General features: G+C 40.6%; 20 protein-coding genes and 4 pseudogenes. 2 read left to right on the top strand and 22 right to left on the bottom strand.

The features are described from left to right. Positions 1 to 23: 23 nt before the first annotated feature. The 9 genes and pseudogenes from cptIN to EUBREC_RS17920 form a co-directional block, all read right to left on the bottom strand. A complete protein-coding gene (gene cptIN, locus EUBREC_RS05165) occupies positions 24 to 500 on the bottom strand; it encodes a type III toxin-antitoxin system CptIN family toxin (protein WP_012742020.1) in 477 nt (158 codons plus the stop codon). 648 nt (positions 501 to 1,148) lie between these two features. Next, a pseudogene (locus EUBREC_RS18270) lies at positions 1,149 to 1,579 on the bottom strand (macro domain-containing protein); the annotation flags it as partial. A 71-nt stretch (positions 1,580 to 1,650) separates the two neighbouring features. Next, complete coding sequence (locus tag EUBREC_RS05155) at positions 1,651 to 2,061, bottom strand: peptide deformylase (protein ID WP_012742017.1); 411 nt, start codon at positions 2,059 to 2,061, stop codon at positions 1,651 to 1,653. Position 2,062: 1 nt separating this feature from the next. Next, positions 2,063 to 2,281 carry a hypothetical protein gene (locus EUBREC_RS05150; RefSeq protein WP_012742016.1) on the bottom strand — a complete coding sequence of 73 codons (219 nt, stop codon included), beginning with the start codon at positions 2,279 to 2,281 and terminating at the stop codon, positions 2,063 to 2,065. A gap of 53 nt (positions 2,282 to 2,334) precedes the next feature. Further along, a pseudogene (locus tag EUBREC_RS05145) lies at positions 2,335 to 2,520 on the bottom strand (DUF188 domain-containing protein); the annotation flags it as partial. Between the two features lie 90 nt (positions 2,521 to 2,610). Continuing rightward, positions 2,611 to 3,000: a VOC family protein gene (locus tag EUBREC_RS05140; RefSeq protein ID WP_012742014.1), complete on the bottom strand. Its 390-nt coding sequence runs from the start codon at positions 2,998 to 3,000 to the stop codon at positions 2,611 to 2,613. Further along, positions 2,966 to 3,211, bottom strand: coding sequence for a DUF4186 family protein (locus EUBREC_RS18455; RefSeq protein ID WP_456298362.1), 246 nt, complete (start codon positions 3,209 to 3,211; stop codon positions 2,966 to 2,968). The genes EUBREC_RS05140 and EUBREC_RS18455 overlap by 35 nt, the downstream gene beginning before the upstream one ends. Beyond that, positions 3,160 to 3,345, bottom strand: coding sequence for a DUF4186 family protein (locus tag EUBREC_RS18450; RefSeq protein WP_330367776.1), 186 nt, complete (start codon positions 3,343 to 3,345; stop codon positions 3,160 to 3,162). Before EUBREC_RS18450 ends, EUBREC_RS18455 begins: the two co-directional genes overlap by 52 nt. Beyond that, entirely contained in the window at positions 3,326 to 3,448 is a 123-nt protein-coding gene (locus EUBREC_RS17920; RefSeq protein WP_012742011.1) for a hypothetical protein, read from the bottom strand. The genes EUBREC_RS18450 and EUBREC_RS17920 overlap by 20 nt, the downstream gene beginning before the upstream one ends. A gap of 388 nt (positions 3,449 to 3,836) precedes the next feature. Between EUBREC_RS17920 and EUBREC_RS05130 the strand changes: the two genes are divergently transcribed. After that, entirely contained in the window at positions 3,837 to 4,352 is a 516-nt protein-coding gene (locus EUBREC_RS05130; RefSeq protein WP_012742009.1) for a restriction endonuclease subunit S, read from the top strand. On the opposite strand, the gene EUBREC_RS05125 is transcribed toward EUBREC_RS05130, so the two are convergent. From EUBREC_RS05125 to EUBREC_RS05095, 8 genes and pseudogenes are all read right to left on the bottom strand, one after another. Further along, positions 4,331 to 4,825: a restriction endonuclease subunit S gene (locus EUBREC_RS05125; RefSeq protein WP_012742008.1), complete on the bottom strand. Its 495-nt coding sequence runs from the start codon at positions 4,823 to 4,825 to the stop codon at positions 4,331 to 4,333. The genes EUBREC_RS05130 and EUBREC_RS05125 overlap by 22 nt on opposite strands. A 148-nt stretch (positions 4,826 to 4,973) precedes the next feature. Next, positions 4,974 to 5,951, bottom strand: coding sequence for a sugar ABC transporter substrate-binding protein (locus EUBREC_RS05120; RefSeq protein WP_012742007.1), 978 nt, complete (start codon positions 5,949 to 5,951; stop codon positions 4,974 to 4,976). A gap of 1 nt (position 5,952) precedes the next feature. After that, on the bottom strand, positions 5,953 to 7,956 hold the full coding sequence (locus EUBREC_RS05115; RefSeq protein WP_041253948.1) for a methyl-accepting chemotaxis protein: 2,004 nt from the start codon (positions 7,954 to 7,956) through the stop codon (positions 5,953 to 5,955). A 190-nt stretch (positions 7,957 to 8,146) separates the two neighbouring features. After that, a pseudogene (locus EUBREC_RS18260) lies at positions 8,147 to 8,263 on the bottom strand (MFS transporter); the annotation flags it as partial. Between the two features lie 84 nt (positions 8,264 to 8,347). After that, the gene (locus EUBREC_RS05110) at positions 8,348 to 9,724 is read right to left on the bottom strand and encodes a GGDEF domain-containing protein (protein WP_012742004.1); all 1,377 of its coding nucleotides are present in this window, start codon (positions 9,722 to 9,724) and stop codon (positions 8,348 to 8,350) included. A 484-nt stretch (positions 9,725 to 10,208) separates the two neighbouring features. Next, positions 10,209 to 10,814, bottom strand: a pseudogene (locus EUBREC_RS05105) (alpha/beta hydrolase); the annotation flags it as partial. Further along, positions 10,811 to 11,578, bottom strand: coding sequence for a carboxymuconolactone decarboxylase family protein (locus EUBREC_RS05100; protein ID WP_012742001.1), 768 nt, complete (start codon positions 11,576 to 11,578; stop codon positions 10,811 to 10,813). The gene EUBREC_RS05100 and the pseudogene EUBREC_RS05105, both read right to left, overlap by 4 nt. A 92-nt stretch (positions 11,579 to 11,670) precedes the next feature. After that, the gene (locus EUBREC_RS05095; protein ID WP_080515333.1) at positions 11,671 to 12,363 is read right to left on the bottom strand and encodes a Crp/Fnr family transcriptional regulator; all 693 of its coding nucleotides are present in this window, start codon (positions 12,361 to 12,363) and stop codon (positions 11,671 to 11,673) included. Between the two features lie 99 nt (positions 12,364 to 12,462). Here EUBREC_RS05095 and EUBREC_RS05090 point away from each other — a divergent pair, with 99 nt between their 5' ends. Continuing rightward, positions 12,463 to 13,182, top strand: a complete 720-nt coding sequence (locus tag EUBREC_RS05090; protein ID WP_012741999.1) for a 4Fe-4S binding protein — start codon at positions 12,463 to 12,465, stop codon at positions 13,180 to 13,182. A 46-nt stretch (positions 13,183 to 13,228) separates the two neighbouring features. On the opposite strand, the gene EUBREC_RS05085 is transcribed toward EUBREC_RS05090, so the two are convergent. From EUBREC_RS05085 to EUBREC_RS05065, 5 genes are all read right to left on the bottom strand, one after another. After that, positions 13,229 to 14,923 (bottom strand): acyl-CoA dehydratase activase, encoded by a 1,695-nt coding sequence (locus EUBREC_RS05085; protein ID WP_041254497.1) that lies wholly within the window; start codon positions 14,921 to 14,923, stop codon positions 13,229 to 13,231. A gap of 72 nt (positions 14,924 to 14,995) precedes the next feature. Next, a complete protein-coding gene (locus EUBREC_RS05080; RefSeq protein ID WP_012741997.1) occupies positions 14,996 to 16,267 on the bottom strand; it encodes a 2-hydroxyacyl-CoA dehydratase subunit D in 1,272 nt (423 codons plus the stop codon). 92 nt (positions 16,268 to 16,359) lie between these two features. After that, positions 16,360 to 17,103 (bottom strand): precorrin-2 C(20)-methyltransferase, encoded by a 744-nt coding sequence (gene cobI, locus EUBREC_RS05075; protein WP_306718984.1) that lies wholly within the window; start codon positions 17,101 to 17,103, stop codon positions 16,360 to 16,362. A gap of 59 nt (positions 17,104 to 17,162) precedes the next feature. Continuing rightward, positions 17,163 to 17,627: a hypothetical protein gene (locus EUBREC_RS05070; RefSeq protein ID WP_012741995.1), complete on the bottom strand. Its 465-nt coding sequence runs from the start codon at positions 17,625 to 17,627 to the stop codon at positions 17,163 to 17,165. Positions 17,628 to 17,705: 78 nt separating this feature from the next. After that, positions 17,706 to 19,406: a Y-family DNA polymerase gene (locus EUBREC_RS05065; protein WP_012741994.1), complete on the bottom strand. Its 1,701-nt coding sequence runs from the start codon at positions 19,404 to 19,406 to the stop codon at positions 17,706 to 17,708. Positions 19,407 to 19,579 lie beyond the last annotated feature (173 nt).

Raw genomic sequence — 19,579 nt, 5'->3', positions numbered from 1 at the left:
TTATCCGACATAGATATTTACATCTATTTTAATAATTTCTGTTCTATACTAAGGACATCCGGAAAAATCAACTTAGCTCCCTTTCTCTGCAATGCTAAAACTTTTCCTGCTTTATCCTTTAACTCCTTTTCTAATCTACCATCAACACGAACTGGTATATTGGCAACAGAGTCCAGATATTCATTTTTCATATATTTTTCTGTAATCGGGCACATATTTTGAATCAAAAATGCCTTCTCATGACCAAGCACTTCTCCAAAAACAATTGTATCGCACCTATGATACTTTTGCATTTTCTTATTATAGATTCCTTTAAATTTAGAAACCTGTGATGAAAATGGTATCATCCAAAACAGCTGCGTATTACTATCCTGGAATGCATAAAAACATGGTCTATCATGTAACTGTCCATTTACCTTTTCCTTATTCTGCATCAAATAAGAATCTGGAAAATCCTTAAAGTATTGATCATCAATATAATAAAAATGTCCTATTTCCATTTCTTCTCCTATCGTCAAAAAGAGGCTCCGTCCTCTCGAACGGAACCTCAAAACATTTGAACTCGACCTTTTCTAAGACGCATATCGAGTAGCGACAAACATTTGAACTCGACCTTATTTGAGTTGCATATCGAGTAGCAACAAACATTTGCAGTAATCTCTTACTTTACTTAAAGTATACATTCAAATATGCCGCCTGTCAAGGTCAAATATAAGTTCAAATCACAGCTTGCGGCTGCATTAATATTATATTCCGTATCCAATAAGATATTCATTTTACACGATACTGCTAGACTATTCACCGATTGCTACTACCGTTAAAATGTGCACTTCTACATCGGCTCATTTGCATTCCCTCATTCGTAGTATTACTGTAGTCTGCCACTACTACACTTGCCATGATATGCCCACGTAATGCCCCCTAAAGCCTTGATTTTACTGACTACCCACAGTCCTGCCGTGGCAGATGAAAAGTATTTTAATCATGTAAAGTTCTCCTTCATAATTTAATAAATACCGCGTAGTTTTGCTAGGTTTTGCAAGGTCTACGGGGCACAATTTCCAAGTACATCCTCAAATACTCCCGTAATTTCAACCTTGCTCATACCTTATTCTCCTTACTTTACTTACCACACCTTTACTCTTTTATTATATCATTTTATACAGTCGATCAACCTCAGCTTCATATACCGCCTCAGTATGTGAATCAAACAGCCCCCATTCCACCAAATCAAAGTTGTCCGAATTATCCTGCAGAAATCTATTAACTGTATGAACTGCAACTTTCGCTGCCAGCTCTACAGGAAATGCATACACACCTGTCGATATAATGCGATTGTTCTGATTCCATTCTCTAATGCAAGCTTCATAGAATTGAAATAACAACTTGCCAAAAGTTCCTCTTCCTTATCCCTGCCTCCATACCATATCGGTCCAACTGTATGTATTACATAATCACAAGGCAGATTATATGCTTTTGTAATCTTTGCTTCACCAGTTTCACATCCATGAAGCGTCCTGCACTCCGCTAATAGCTCCGGTCCTGCAGCACGATGAATAGCTTCATCTACACCTCCACCAGAAGTGGATCCTGCAATATAGAAAAATGCGTCGTCATGACTTGTATTATTTTCTACTAATAGACAGCATTTTATATCACAATACCATTACAATGATCAATCTCATGCTGAATTATCTGTGCTGTCCAGCCTGAATATTTCCCATGCTGCTTTTTAAAGCTCTGATCAAGGTAATCCACCTCAATCTCCTGGTATCTGGTGCATGGTCGAACCCCCTCCAGCGACAGACATCCTTCTTCTGTCTGATATGCTCCGGACTTCTTTGTAATCACCGGATTAATCATTGCAAACTGAAATGGTCCTGCTGCCACAACAATAATATTCTTCTTAACACCTATCATGTTTGCAGCCATTCCAACACAATGATCAAGATTGGCTCGTAGTGTATCAAGCAGATCTGTTACCACCTGCTTATCTGGTTCTGTCGCATCCACAGATTTCTGTGCAAGAAACAGTGGATCTTTTACTATTTTCTTTACCATATCAGTATTCCTTCGCTATCTCTTCATTTATTCCATACATAGCCTTAAAACTTTCAAGATCTGCCGGACTTTTTATCAGCATAACCTCTTCTATCTTACCTGTATGTATATCCTTAAAGCCTGCTACCTGCTCGCCATTACAAATGCTTGCTTTGATTACAGACTTTTTATTTTCCTTGTCATAAGACAGTACAACACTTTTCTTCTTAAACAGTCCCATCTTGCTCACCTTCTCTCGCCTGTGCCATCAGCACAAGCTTCTCAAATGACTGTGCAAATGCTTATCAGCTTATAATCTACCGCATCTGCCCCTGAACCTACCACAATCACCTCGCTGTAATCGGAATACAATACATGGTTTGTATCACCCAGCAGAGTGACTGGGATATTATGTTTTTCAGCTATATCTTCTACGATGTCCACTACCGGACATGCATCCGCATCAACAAATATCTGCATATTATCAAATCCTAATCCAATTTGTGCAAACGGTCTGCACAATTTACCTTATTCTATCTATATAACCAAAAATCAAATATGTTCTTGTTGTTAATCAGTTTCCCTACGATAGTAATTATTTATCGGAGTCCGCACTTCTATCAGGTTTCCGCTTGGATCATAAAATCTCACAAGCTTCTGTCCACCATTAAGTTCGGTCAGCTCCGTAACATAATTCAAACAGAAATCATATGATTCAAGTTTACGAATGAACCCTTTCATATCAGTTTCTTCAAAGTATAACTCGGTCATATTGTTATGAGGTGTCGTGTGGATTTTTGTACTGTTATACCATACATTCGCATCCTGCAATACAAGTCCCTCAGACATTATAACATTACCTTCCTGTTGCAAAATGACCTGTAATCCGAATAAATCCTTATAGAATCTGACAGATTCTTCTATATCATCTACGATAATCAAAATGTTCTTTAATCTCATGCTTATCCATTTCTTTCTGTATCCATGTCATAATTTCGTCTACGAGATAATCCTGCTGCACCTGACTTAGTTCCCTTCCAGGATGCATCTTATGCCACTTTATGATACACTCCCGACAACAGGTTGCGGTTGCATGTTGTGCTATAAATACAGGATGGTCTACGCTCCGCTTCGGTCGGTGCAAAGCCGATGTCCACTGGACATCGTGCACCCTTTGGTTGGTGTCTGCTTTCCATCATTCAGGATAAACGCTGGTGCTTCGCGCTTTGCAATAAAATCATGTACGTGCTGCCTTATCACATCCAATCCCTTTTCATTGATGTAATCAATATCCTTTTGCTTCAAGCCATAGAAACACATATGTTTCTATGGCTATCGCGGCAGTCGCCAAATATCCATGCAAATAATATGTTTCTGCTTCTTTTAAAAACTTTTCTACTTGTTCCATGTTCTTGTCCTCCTGTCATATAAATCATAAGGTTTCTTTATCTATATTCATACCACAATAGCACAAGTTGCATATCATAATTGATATTTATTGTTTTATATTCTCTTCTTCTATGTTATTTCATCTCTTATATATGATATTAACCAATGTAAATGATTATTTAGAAGAGATGGCTAAGACCATCTACGACTATTGGTTTGTGCAGTTTGATTTTCCGAATGAAAATGGGGAACCATATAAATCTTCGGGTGGAGAAATGATGTATTCTCCTAAATTAGATATGGAAATTCCTGCATTCTAGGAAATTACAACCTTAAGAGGTCATCATAATATCGAACGTGGTATTTCATATACTTCCAAAGATATAAGCAGTGGAAAAGGTACACCAATGATTAATCTTGCCTGCATAGATATCAATCGTAACTATCGAGATGGCCAATTAAAATATTATGCCAATGATGTATCAGCTGATAAGCAACTCACGGGTAATGAATTATTAATTGCATGTACTGATCTTACAAGAAATGCTGATATTGTTGGTTCCCCGATATTAGTACCTAAAATTGCTCAACAGATGACATTTTCAATGGATATGGCAAAACTTGAAGTAGATAATTGTATATTTGATAAATACTACCTATATATGACATTGCGTACAAAGTACTATCATAATTTTATAAAAAAATATGCATCTGGTACAAATGTTTTGCATCTTAATTTGGATGGCTTAAATTGGTATACAATGTGGGTTCCGCCACTTCCATTGCAATCTCAGTTTGGTCATATAATTCACAAATTGCAAGTGCACATGAATGATATCCTGCATGAAAATCGACAACTTTATGATCTACGAGATTGGCTTCTTCCAATGCTCATGAATGGTCAAGCAACCATCGAGGATTGATACGCTAAATAATCATTTATCTTTTCGTTGTTCAAAATTTTATCATTTATATCACGCAATACTTTCGCAATCTTATTCTGATATTCTATGTCAGGCAGGTCTATTAGCATTTCTTCTGCTGATTTAACATTGAAATGTTTCTGAATAGCTCCTACTTTGTTATTTTCAACCTGTTTTTTTCCCCACATATTTATATATGCTGCTAAATAATGCGGATTCACTATATCAACATTAGGTTTTACCAGTACCACATCAGCACAGTTACAACCATCGTATTCTTTTGGCACCACACAACATGTCCCTGGTAATCCAGTTCTTACTATAATCAAATCATTCTCATGAAGAATTGATTTTCTTAATGATGCACAGAATTCTTTTGAGATGTACTTCATATCATCTTCAACAATGTGAAATGGCTTTATATTGAGTGAACGAAGGAATTTAACACCTTTATCTGTATACTGCTTCGCCATATATCGGGCTTATCCCGATGCCTTGTGCTTCAACCACCTCCTTTTACGGCACGAAAAAAGCACTCTAGTAGTATTTTAGCCAATGCTTAGTACGAATAAAAGACACCTGCCACGCCATCACGCTCACAGATGCCTTTCCAATATCTACTTATTTGTAGCTGCTTACATTATTACTATCCACTTTCTCAAATGGAACCCACACATACAGTCCATCATCAGCTGCACCCTCTATATCCTGTACAGACTGGCCACTTATAAGCTTACGTGCTGCATCAATCGCAGCCTTGCCCTGACCACTGCCTGACTGATATACGGTGAATGCCATATCGCCATTTTCAATTGCAGTACATCCGTCTGCTGTAGCATCTACACCCAATATAGGCAGACTGTTCAGGTCAATACCGGCATTCTTACACGCTTCTATTACTCCAAGTGCCATTCCGTCATTGTTACAAATCACGCAATCTGCTTTTGAGCCTGTTTTCAGGAAAAGTTCAAACATTTCTCCTGCTGTATCACCATCCCAGTTTGCATAATCTTCAAATACATAGTTGATTTTCTTGCCGCTTGCCTCCAAGGTTTTCTTCACACCTTTGGTTCTTCCTATTGTAGCAGAATGTCCCTTTGGTCCTTTGAAAATCACTACATTTATCTCATCCCTGTCAGCAAACTTATCCAACACATATTCAGCCTGATACTGACCTGCCACGCTCTCATCTGAACCAACATATATGTACTGTCCCTCAGATAACTGTTTTTCATTCGGACAGCTATTGAAAAATACAATTGGTATATCTCCCGCATTTGCCTTTAGTTCTACCGCAGTATCAGTCGATACCGGGCCACAGAGGATAGCGTCATAGCCCTCTGCTGCTGCTTTTTTAATATGCTCCACCTGATTTTCAATATTATCTTCCGCATCAAAAACATCAAGCTGTACTCCTCTTGCATCAGCCTCCTGCTGGGCTGTGTCTACCAGCGTCTGCCTGAAATCATCTATTGCATTTACGCTGAGGAGGATTTTTACATTACTGCTGCCTGCACCTGTGGTCTGACTGCCACAGCCTGTAGCCAGGAATACTCCACATAGCAATATACTTAACATGTATGCCAGCTTCCTTTTCATTCTAGTATCCCTCCTTTTCAACCTTAAATGCATCCACCTGATTTGCCAGCTCCTTAGCCGAAGTGGTAAGTTCCCTGGCATCGCTTGCTACTGTCTCACTGTTTCCTGTGATACTATTAGCATGCTCTACCATGTTATCAGACGTAGCCAGTATTTCCTCTGAGCTGGCTGCCTGTTCCTCTGAAATGGCGGCTACATTGTTTGCCACTTCATCTACCTTTTCTACTTTCTCAATCATCTGACGAACCAGGGTGCTTACCTCATCAATATTACCAAATATGACATCAAAAGTCTTTAAAGCGTCACCGACTAATTCGCCGCTGCTGTTGATATTTTCAACGCTGTCATCCGCCTGCAATACAGCATCCTTTACCAGTACATTTATCTCTGATATAAGTTTTTCGATATTTTGTACTGACTCTGCGCTGTTCTTTGCAAGCTGGCCTATCTCAGTAGCTACAACAGCAAAGCCCTTGCCGGCTTCCCCTGCTCTTGCTGCCTCTATAGAAGCATTTAATGAAAGTAAGTTAGTCTCCTCAGCAATTCCACTGATTACACCTGTGATATTTGTAATCTCCTCAGAAGCTTTTCCTACCTTGTCTATTGCCTGCTGCAGTTTAAGCACAGATTGATTGATATTCTGCATTGCATCGCCCACATTCTGCATGTCGGCCTTGCCCTTTCTTGACACTTCCACAGTGTCCTTCATCTTCAAATCAACCTGACTGCCCTCTTCTCTGGTGTCTGAAACTACCATTGCCAGAGTTGTGGCATTTTCTGCAATCTCATTAACTGAAAGTGAGAGCTGCTCTACTGTATTATTTAATTCCTGCATAGACTGGCTCTGGGTTCTGGATGCATCATACATCTGACCCGATATCAGGCTGCTGTTATCCGCCTGCTCATGCAGCTTGTCCGATACTCCATGGATAGACAAAATCATGCCCCTCATAGACTGGATAAAGTGCTGTACACACTGGCTCATCACACCGATTTCATCATCACTTTTTACATCCACGCTCACTGTGAAATCACCATCTGTCATGGCTGTAATTACGCTGGTCAGCTCTTTTACAGGCTTTATTACCACATGGACTGTACGCTCGATGATAACAGCTAATATTAGAAGAGAAATTATTCCGATAAGTGCCATTACCATTCTGACAGTGTTAATCCCCGAATAAACTGTGGCTGTTGGAACATAGGATACCAAAAGCCAGTCAGTTCCAGATACCTCTGCACAGGCAACCATCCTGTTATCAATCTCTTCCATAACATAATCACCGGATACTCTTTTTTCTTCAATTCTCTTGTAAAAGCTGTCATCAGACCCGCTTAACTTTGAGAAAATCAAACTGCTGTCACGGGCTGCAAGTATTGTGCCATCCTTGGTATCTACCAGAATCGCCTGCGCATCATCCATCTGTACAAAGCTGTTTACAATAATACTGATACGCTGTAATGACAAGTCTACTGATATAACCTTCATAGCCGCTGAGCCATCATTCAAAATACCAGACGCACTGATAACAGCCTCTTCATCCGCATTTGTATAAGCATCAGTAAAGGCCATGTTTAATCTGGTAAGACCATCCTTATACCACACGGAATCTGTCGGATTGCTCTCTGTCTTATCTGATCCGCCTGCTTTCATCAGTTTTCCATCAGCGTCTGCGATGTAAAGTCCATTTGGATAGTCGTCATCATAGCCATAATATCTATCCAATATATCCTGAAGCTGTGCATCATCTGCATCCAGCCCCTCAATCGTCTCCTTTGCCATCTGGAATGCTGCCAGATTTTCCCCCAGCCAGGATTCAATCTCATTTGCCTGATTTTCAATGGATGAATTCAGCAAATCTGTGGCATATTCTGTGATTATCTGCTTTGATACAAAATATGACACACCTACCAGTACAAGCCCAATCACAATGACAACTGGAAGAATCGTCCCCAGAAGCTTTGTCTTAATGGAAGTTGTTTTCTTTTGTCCTTTTTGTTTCATTACCTTCTCCCTTTCTCTCATGTTTTGTATAGTTTACATTATAAGCCCTTTGTCTATTTTTCACAAGCATTCATGATAAAAATACTATATTTTATAAATTTTTACTACTTCCCATGTATCTCTTTCCCACTAATATGCTCTGTCTGGATTTCATAAAGCCCCAACAGCCTCATCATACACATAATCTACTGACCAGCATAGTTCCAATAAAAGAAGCTCCCTTGCCGCATATATCATATAAGCCGAAATACTCTCCGGACTTTTCTGTCGGTATGATTTTGGCAAAATGTGAGCTAGACAAGGCCCTGCTCTTTTTTCACATAATTTACCTGCTTATAGTTCTTTAAAAGCGGAATAGTCAGCACTCCCCACCATACTGCCTATAAAATCTTTAATTTGAAAATATATATCTGCCCTTTCCGGCTTCCTTCGCCCTGTACAAAGCCCTGTCAGCCTTCTTGTACATCTCATAGTAACCCTCCTCACAGGCACTAGCAAGAAAGATTCCCATGCTTATGCTAATCTGACACCCGTCATATTGAGTAGAAATAGCTTTAAATATTCTGTCTACGATATCATAGATGTCATCCTCCTGCTTGTAGGTAATAAATATCACAAATTCGTCACCGCCATATCTTGAAGCCACATCCTGGTTCTCTCTGATACAGCCCTTTAGAATTTCTGCGACCTTTTGCAGGACGCAGTCTCCAAAATAATGACCTCTGGTATCATTAATCTTTTTAAAGAAATCGATATCAAAAATAATAAATGCCGCATCCATGTATTTTTCGTTATCAATCTTGCTCTTTATAAGCACTTCTCCGGTCACATGATTGTATAAGCCTGTGAGCAAATCAGTTGATGCCTGTTTTTCCAAGGCTTCTCTCATGAACTCCTGACGATAGCGGTCTGTGACATCACGAAGGCTTACTATGCCTATGACATCACCAGTCATCTTGTCCTGAGCCAGATAGATTGTCTTGTTAATCCACATCTCAACACCAAAGGAATCCAGTGTCCGGTAATCCTGACTTAAAAGAGTCCTGCCTGCTCTGTATTCCTCCACCAGACTGTCAGATGTTGCATATCTTCTGTATTCATCTATGGTATCTTTTGACACGCGGCTCTGCCAGCGGGTGCAGTATTCGTTGTAAGAATCCGACTTGTACATGTCCACGGTATTTAAGACTTTTATGACTCCATTACCATCCTTGTTCTTCTGAAATAAATCACTATCTAAGCTGTCCCTGCTAAAATTAACCTGATACAGAACAACCGACTCTGATAGAAGTGCATCCCTGTACTGCTCTGCTGTCTGCAAAAGTTTTCTAAGCTCAGAATTTTTCTTTTGTATGATTTCATCATACTCATAGCGGTGAGACACATCACGAAATGTCACTGTAATCTCATTACATACAATCTCCGGCATAAGTGTAACGCATATCCACTTAACCCCATCACGCTTCATAAATCGGTAATCTCTGCGCAGATTGTACGGCTTATCGCTTTCTTCCTGAGCTTTTATACACTGAAAAAGAGAATCTACCGCTAAAAATCTGCCCAGATTCTCTTTATCTTCGCAATAACAAAACTTATTCAACATATCCAACCAGCCATCAAGAGACAATACTTTTTCCTCACCAGCCTCATCCTTGACATCATAAACACAAGTAACAGCCATTTCATCAAGATTAATCTGATAAATACACTCAAACTGTCTGGATACCATTGTAAGTACTCTTTTTTCAAGCTCGTAATTCTTGTCCATTTCTTATCCCCATTCATCTGCATCTTGTATATACAATCTGCCATATCAAGGATATTATACCACTCTTTGCGAAGATGACAAAGTCTTTGTCGAAATTAATTAGTGTCTGCTGATTAAGCAGCTATCTGCAACTTCCAGCTCTTAGCAAATGCAAGATGCTCTTTTCTGGCACATTTACGGTATCTTCTTTTGCAGTATCATCATCACTGGTTTTTCCTCCGGATGGCGGAGTATGATCATCTTTGTCATTACATTTTTAGTGCCTGACACCCTTAAATTTTTATATCACTAAACGGGTATTTTGACACCCACAATCGTTAAGTGGCGCTAACACAAAAAATAAAGTTCCAGACTTATCATCTGAAACTTTATAATGAATCATCATCATTGCATTACTTCACGCAATAGAAATATACCATGGAACCATCAACATGGACATCGGTTTCTTTATATAGTTTTTGATGTTTTACTTTTTTTGCCATAATTAACCAACTCCGTTTTCTTCAAAAAATTTCTGGATTTTATCAAATGGGATTACATCCAGATTATCGTAAAGATCTGTATGAACAGCTCCCGGAATTGTCAGCAGCTCTTTATTGGATGTGTACTTGCTATCCTTAATCATATTTTCATAAGCATCTTTTCCAAAATAATAGCTGTGTGCTTTTTCTCCGTGAACAATGAGGACTGCACTTCTGATTTCATTACTGTACTTTAATATTGGCTGATTCATAAATGACATACATCCAATACTGTTCCAGCCATCATTGGAATTCAGGCTCCTTTTATGATAACATCTGCCTTTATAATACTCGCTGTAATCTTTTACGAAGAAAGGTGCATCTTCCGGAACCGGAAGTGGAACACAACCACCTCCTCTGGAATATTCGCCTTTGCGGTATTCTTCTGTCCTGAGGGTATTCAGCGACTGTTTCTTCGCATAACGTGCTTCTTCACTGTCCTCAGAATCAAAGTACCCATTCGCATTTACCCTTGTCATATCATACATGGTAGATGCAACGGTTGCTTTTATTCTTGTATCCAGTGCAGCTGCGTTAAGAGCCATTCCACCCCAGCCAATGATTCCTATTTTAGTTTTCTATATTCTTCATCACTTACCGGTTCAAGCCATTCATTGGAACTATTTTCACCTGGCACTTCTATTGCCAGATGTGAAAACCATTCATCCGGTGCGGCTCCATGCCAGTGCTTAACACCTGTAGGAATATTGATGCAGTCACCTGGCTTCATTTCTACAGCTTCTTTACCTTCTTCCTGATAATATCCTCTTCCGGCAACACATACCAGGATCTGCCCGCCTCCACTTTTTGCATGATGGATGTGCCAGTTATTTCTGCATCCAGGTTCAAATGTCACATTAAAAATTCCAACCTGAGAAGTAGAGATCGGTGCAAGAAAACTTCTGCCGGAAAAATACTGTGCAAAGCCATCGTTTGGTGCACCGATTGGAAATACCATCTCTTTTGCATGTGCACGCATTGCTTCCTCTTCGTATGGCAAATCTCCTTCACCTGCCTCCCACACTTCCTTTGCAAGATTGAAAACAGCCCATGCTTTTGGCCAACCTGCATAGAATGCGGCATGTGTGATTACTGCAGCAATCTCTTTTTGTGTCACACCATGATTTTTTGCATTTTGAAGATGATATTTTAAAGAAGAATCCGTAATTCCGGAAGCCATCAGCGCAACCACTGTGATAGTACTTCTTGTTTTTACATCGATATCCCGGTTATTCCAGTTTTCGCCAAAAAGTACATCATCGTTAAAATGTGCAAATTCCGGTGCGAATTCACCAAGTGTATTTCTTCCTGCTGTCTGTACTATTTTTTTCATATTCTGTATACCTCCATAACGCTGTTATTTATAAAGAGTTTACCCATTCACTGATTTCCTGTTTCGTTCCACAATTTAGCAATCTGCCTTGCCTAAATTGTATAGTTCTTCTTTTTGATTATACTCAATTGCAATTCAAAATGATTTCGATTTGTTTTTATAAAGCCCTCTTTTTGTAACTTTGATATCTCTGTAGACATTGCTGCACGATCAATACAAAGATAATCTGCCAGCTGCTGCCTATCAAAAGGAATATCAAAAGATAACGATGAATGTCTGATAGATTCTGCCGACAGATATGATAATAGTTTATCTCTCGTCGTTCGCTTCCCAACATGTGTGATCTTATCGTTCAGAATCAGTATCTTATTTGCCAGGACACTGACCAGATTACGGATCAGCTTCTGATGATGCTCACATGCAGTTGGACAGGTAATCAGAAGTCTTTTGACATTTAAGAGAATAATCTCACAATCCTCATCTGCTACCACACTGATATTTAAGACAGCTCTCTGGCTTGCTGCATACGGCTCACCAAAAAAATCTCCTGCGTGACATTTTGACAAAATATTCCGATGTCCCCAGATGTCTTCTTGAATAATAAGGACGCATCCGGACACCACAATCCCCATTACTTCGGTAATATCACCTGCTCTGAAAATATAAGAATCTCGCTTTTTAGAAATTGTTGTTGCGTTTACACAATGCAATATGGATAATATCTCGTTATCAGCTAGACCTTTAAAAAATGGACTGTTTCTTAGGATTGATAAATATTTTTGCAAAATAGTTCCTCCCTGTTGGAAATCAAACATACTAGTTGTATTTATAATACTATAATTCTAGCATAAACAAACGCTAAATACTATTGATGGAGGTTAAAAATGATAAGAAAGATTATAAAGATTGATAAAGAAAAATGTAATGGCTGTGGTGCCTGTGCATCTGCCTGCCACGAAGGCGCCATTGATATCATTGACGGAAAAGCAGAATTGGTGAGAGAACATTTCTGCGACGGACTGGGAGATTGTCTCCCTGAATGCCCTACCGGAGCCATCTCATTTGAGGAGAGAGACGCACCTGCATATGATGAAGAAGCCGTAAAAGAAGCACAGAAAAAAATAGCTGCCAAAAACCGGGCAATATCCTCTCACTCCGGCTGTCCTGGATCTAAAATCATGCAGATCAGACGAACTGAAACATCTGAGCCTGTAAAAGCAACTTCAACCGCAGATTCAGGATCAAAGCTTCAAAACTGGCCGGTACAGATTAAACTGGCTCCTGTTAACGCACCATATTTTAACGGCTCAAAGCTTTTAATCGCAGCTGATTGTACTGCTTACGCTTATGCCGCCTTTCATCAGGATTTTATTCGAAACAAGGTAACTTTAATTGGTTGTCCTAAATTAGATCAGGTGGATTATAGTGAAAAACTGACTGCTATTATTCAAAATAACAGCATTCAAAGTGTAACTATTGTCCGAATGGAAGTTCCTTGCTGTGGCGGCCTGGAGATTGCGGCCAAAAAAGCTCTTCAAGCTAGTGGAAAATTCATACCATGGCAAGTTGTAACAATAAGTATTGATGGGAAAATCATGGAGTAAAGTCAGCAACCACCAGTTCAACTGGTGGTTTGCTATAGCTCCTCTATTAAGCCTCCCTGCACTTCTCATATGCAAAAAGTGCTGCACCAAGCGCTCCGCAAAGCTGTGCCTCATCGCAAATATACAGCTTTGCGCCGAGCTTTTCTTCAAGTGCATTTGTGATGCCTTTGTTCTTTGCCACTCCGCCTGTCATCATATACTCACCCGGATTATCCTGCCCAAGCCTTGCTGCAAGTGCGCCTACCTTTGAAGCTACAGACATGTTTAGTCCGTGGATAATATCAGAAACAGCCTTGTTCTGTGCCACCAGCGATACTACCTCAGACTCTGCAAAAACTGTACACATGCTTGAAATCACAATGTTTTCCTTCCACTCAAGTCCCATGGTGCTCATCTCCTCGAGTGAAAGTCCGAGTGTCCTTGCCATCATCTCCAGAAAACGTCCGGTTCCTGCCGCACATTTATCGTTCATCAGGAAATTCTTCACAGCACCATTTTCATCTATACTGATTGCCTTTATATCCTGTCCACCTATGTCAATAACTGTGCGCACGTTGGAGTTCAGATAATGCGCGCCTTTTGCATGGCATGTAATCTCTGTGATGCTGTCATCGCCGCTGTTGATGTATGCACGTCCATATCCTGTTGTTACAATCCTTACAATATCATCCTTTGATATACCGGCCTTTTCGACAGCCTTCTCCAGACTCTTTTCGGCACTCATCATAGCTCCGCCACCTGTCGGAATAATCATTGTCGATTTAATTTTTCCATCCTGATCCAGTATCACCACATCTGTGCTTGTTGAGCCGCTGTCAATTCCTGCTACATAGTAGACTCCTGATTCCATCCTTCTTCTTGCCTCCTCGCTTATGCCTTTTGTAGGGTCCATGTCATCTGAGCCCTCTATTGTCTCTGCAAATGCCTGTATTCTTGTCAGAAGCTGCCCGGCACTCTGGCTTGTAAAATCCGTCTCAAGCTTTAAAAGAGGCACCTTAATATTATTCTTTATGCTTGCATACTCAAAGCCATAGTAATCGCAGAACTTTATCGTGTGATATATGATGCCCTTAAGGCTTGGGTCTAAAAAGAGCTGGTTTCTTCTTGTATTATTGTTCATTCTGGCACATGGCATCTGTCCGAGCAGACTCTCTGCATATGCTACAAAGAGAGTCTCATCATCCATATTTCTAAGATCCTTCTGTAAAATAATGAGATTTCTGCCGGATGTGCATGTCATATTTTCCACATCCATCTGCATATTTTCACGTATTGTCTTCTCAAGAATACTGCTCACATGCACACCCATAAGACCTATGTATGGCTTGCGCTCAGATTCAGGTTTTGCAAATGACTTTATAAAAAGCTCCCTGTCGAATGTCCTGTGCGAATATCTCTCATATGCTTTCTTCAAACGCAGAATTGACTGTGCAAATTTTATGTTCTCACACTCGTTATCCTCATGAGGCAGATCAAGCATATACAGGAATTTGCATTTCTTTGTATTCTCTATGATATCATAGACTCTGCGCATTGAATCACAGCAGTTCACGAGCACAAGCTCCTCTACCTTGCCTTCGAGCACAGCCTGTATGACTGATTTGCCGAATCCGCAGAGATTCGCATGAGCTATCTTATCTGATTTATCGAAATTCTCCGGCATCTCCTCAAGCACAGCACAGTCCTGTCCAAAGCCCTTAAACAGCTCTACCGGAGCATATTTACAAACATAATTTATCATCTGTTTTCCACTTTCTGAAATTGTTTTATAGTAAATATCCACACACCGCACACAATAACCGGTGTATTATTTCTAATTACGTTCCTGCTCTGTAAGCATCTCCACAAATGCCTGAAGCCTTGTGGAAATCTGTCCGTCACTGGCATTTGCCGGGTTGCAGCCGTCTCCGTCTAAAACCATAGTTGGAAGCCCTTCCCTCTCGAGTGAGCGCTTTATAAGGCTTGATGCACCGATTGTATTCTTACAGCCCCAGTGCGCAAAAAGTACAGCACCGTCTGCTCCAACTGTGTCGGCAAGCTCCTTTGCCTCATCTATTCTCTGGTTCACGCTGCCATTATAAATGCAGTAAACCATTTTTTCGGCAAGTGCCTCGTAAGGATCATCCGACTCCATGCTTCTGAAACCATCCGCTATAAAATCGCTTGCACTGATATGGATTGTATCACTGTAATTGAACACATCCTTCACTGCATCCTGCAAAAACGGCATGGTGTGCATCCAAAGTACATGAAATCCATCGCCTGCAGGTGCACGTCTCACATCATCTCTCAGAAGCTGTGTATATCTGACTGATTCATCAGTTCCTGCAAGCAGATGACACATGAAAAGCGCATACAGCTCATTTGTGAGAGTTGACGCAATATCATGTCCTTTTCTCAGGTGAAGCTGCCTGTAATAATTATTTGATGCAATTTTGCTCTTATCTACAGCCTTTTTCACAGACTCCTCTGTGATTTCTCTGCCGGTGACATCCTGTAAAAAACTCTTAAGCTCTCTAAGCTGCTTTGCTACATACATAACAGAGTCATAATTCTTCTCATATGGAACATCTATATAAAAGCTTGGTATTTCATATCTCTCCTTGAGATACGGAAATGTCATCATATTGCCATCGCATGCCAGGTTTGTATACACCATGCACTTTGGCTTTGGCACTATACCATTTAAGGCTGCGCCCAGAAAAACTCTGTGATAAGAGCACATAGTTTCCGGAAAGCCTTCCTTCTCAGTCTGCCTTAGAAAGGCCTGCTCACATTTAGTTCCTGCAATAAAGCACGATAATGCCTCAACCGAATATGGTGTGAGACCTGCCGCCGTCAAAAGCTCACCCGGTACAAAAATACTGACCATGGCGGCATTTTCAGGCTTTGCAAGTGCCTGTATGATATTATTCATGACAATCTTTGCCACATACTGCCCTGACATTGGAAGCTTTCTGTCCGGAAATAATGCTAATCTCTTTTCCTGTAATCTATATCCTGCAAGCAAAAGCTTCCTCGCCTTGACAGGATCGTTTTCTGCTATCTCGCCTACTTTTTCTCCAAATTTATCCACTATACTCATGTGATATTTCAGCTCTTTTCTATATTCAGATATATAAATATTCGGTTCACCATACTATTATAGCAATTGTGCACAAAAAGTAAACTCCCATTTTAGCTATATTTCACTATAACTATTGTCAGATATCCTTTTGCTTCAGTAAGCTCATCCAGCCCCCTGTACACACGCTCAGACTCCATGCCACAGTTTGTCACACCATACACTGTCATTTTCTTTTTTCTGATAGCATCTCCTGTGCGAAGCACCTCTATAAGCTCTGCAAGCTTCTTTCCGGATTTCATGTATACACAGGTTCCACCGTAGCCCACAGTATCCCTCACATCATACGAAGCCGGTATGATATGTATCTCATCCATCATCTCTCCAAGCGAAATGCCAAGCCGCGCTGCAGCTGCACAAAACGATGGCACACCGCTTATCATCACTGCCGTAAAACCTGCCTGCATGACACGCTTATGGATATACATATATGTCGAATACACGCTTGGATCGCCGATTGTAAGCATTGCCACATTTTTCCCATCTTCAAGCTCACTTACTATGTCACAGTATATCTTATTGTGTGATATAGTAAGCTTTTCCTTGTCCTTTATCATTGGAAACGGAGTGCACATAATCTGTTTTTTCTCTATCTCCGGTAAAACAGCCTGCACTATGCTGTACGCATAGCATTCCTCTTTTGAAACTGCAGGGATTGCAATTATATCACATGCTTTTATTGTATTAATAGCCTTTAAAGTCATAAGCTCGGGATCTCCCGGACCTACACCGATGCCATATAACACACCAATATTATTTTTATTGTCATCACCTGCTCTTTCTATCTGCTTGTCCATCTTTATAATTTCCTGCTTTCTATACCACATTTACAAGTAATGCATTCCTAACAAAATCATCACAAATCGATATCATATATTCTTCTTGTATCAATTATCGTCTCTGCACCATTATCATCCACAACTATCATCAGGTGCCCTATGCTATCAAGCTTTTTAAGATACCCTGTCACATGCTCATAGCTGCCACCCTCCTTGTGCTCATCCGGCATAAAATATGTCACCTCAAAATAATTCTCTGCCATGGTGTTTATGACATTTTCGTCATATAAACTGTCTGAATTGAAATTACGCTTTCTATAAAGCATCATGAGCTCATTCATTTTCTCATCAAGCTCTCTTTTTTTGTCCTCATCAGGCTCATGCCACTCGTTTGTTAGCCTCGCTGTCTCTGCAATAGCCTCCTCATGACCTGTAAGTGCCGCAAAAGGTGCAAACTGTGCTGAGCGGTCCCATATAGACATCTGCGGATGTACCTTTGACACATGATGTGGTAAATCTATAATATCATCATATTTTCCCATGCCATGCTCCTTATATACTTTTTCGTAACTATTTTAAACCACTAAAAAAAATCCGATTAAGAACCACAGCGGTTGCTGCTATGCCTTGTGTCCGCCAATCTGATTGTTCCTTGAAATAGTTGTGGCCCCCTCCTCAAGATTCATGCCCTTTAGCATGGCATTCTTTCCATATTTCTTCTTGACGGAAATCATAGCCTCCTGAAGCTTTCTCTCCTTGGAAAGTGCCTCATCCTCTTTCTTCTTTTCCTTAGCCCTCGCCTGATAATCCGTAAATAAATCAAGCTGCTCGAACTGCTCACTTTCCTGCACCTTGCTCTCATCACAGACCCTGTTTGCCACCACAGTAATCCTGCGTGTCAGAAGAGAAGGATCTATGATACGGTCATAAAGCTCCATCACCGCATCCATGATGATGCGCGTGGATGACGTATAACGCCCTAAATTTGCTGTACCATGTGCATGCTTTGGAACCTTTCTGCCGTATCGGTCTATGGTAATCTCACCTGTATAATCTCTGTGTGTACCTTTCTTACCGCCAATACTGTCTCTGCCTTTATTATTTACTGCATGGTCATAATTATTGCCCAAACAGCTATCAGCCTTATTAGACAGATTAGCGATATCATATCCAATAGTGAGTACTATCTGGTCTGTAACCAGCCTCTTATCTACCAGATCAAGCACAAGAAGGTCCGTCATCTCACGCACAATAAGCTTTGTCTTCTCATAATCATACGGCTCCTGAAGCACCTGCCCTGAGCTGATGCTGTTGGTCTGCGGTCTGTATGCCTTGATATCAGCTATTGTAACAGGCTCATACCCCCATGCATGGTCTATAAGAAGCTCTGCATTGATGCCAAACATCTTATACAGCTTTTCCTCATTGTAAAAATCATTTGAACCGCCTGTTGAGCACCTAGCCACATCTCCCATTGTATACATGCCGGCTGCCTCGAGCTTTTTGGCATAACCTGCTCCCACTCTCCAGAAATCGGTAATCGGCCTGTGGTCCCATAGCTTTCGCCTATAGCTATTCTCATTAAGCTCTGCTATACGCACTCCTCGTTCATCAGGCATGGCATGCTTTGCCATAATATCCATGGCTATCTTGCACAGATACAGATTGGTACCAATGCCGCAGGTTGCCGTGATACCGGTATCCTTAAGGACATCGTCTATCATCTTAGACGCAAGCTCCCTTGCCGTCATGTGATAAGTGCGAAGATAGTGTGTCACATCCATAAAAACCTCATCTATCGAGTAAACACTGATATCCTCAGGTGCGATATACTTAAGATAAATATTGTATATGCGTGTACTGTAATCCATATACAAAGCCATACGCGGCGGTGCAACAATGTATGTCAGCTCATACTCAGGATGTGCGTCAAGCAGATTCGCATTATATGATGCATAATCAAAGCCTGCCATTGTGCTTTCTGTTATATCATTTTCTGCTATATCAATTTCTGTTACATATTTTTTTCTTCTCTCCACTGTCCCGGCAGCATGTCCACTCGCCATAAGCTTCGACAGACGCAGCTTGTTTACCTCCTTCACACGCTGTACCACCTCAAAAAGGCGCGCCCTGCCCGGTATGCCATATGCCTTAAGAGCCGGCGATACTGCAAGACAGATAGTCTTCTCCGTGCGGGTTGGATCTGCCACGACCAGATTAGTGGTCAGAGCATCCTTTCCCCTCTCTCTGCACTCTACTGATGCGTAAAATGATTTTAAATCTATTGCCACATAAATGTGCTCTTCATTATGCTTGTCCATACTGCAATTCTACATTGATTACGCTCAATTGTCAAGAACATATGTTTGTGTATGTGGATTATTGTCACCACATAAGAAAATGCCGCTACAGCACAGTTTAATGTATCTGCAAGCCTTACGCAGTCACTTAGTGGCTGTTAGAATTATATCCGCACACAACAATGCCCCGCCAA

The sequence above is a fragment of the Agathobacter rectalis ATCC 33656 genome (assembly GCF_000020605.1).
In the GTDB taxonomy this organism is placed as follows: domain Bacteria; phylum Bacillota; class Clostridia; order Lachnospirales; family Lachnospiraceae; genus Roseburia; species Roseburia rectalis.
Note: the sequence above shows the minus strand (reverse complement) of the source record. Positions and strands in the feature narration are given on the sequence as shown.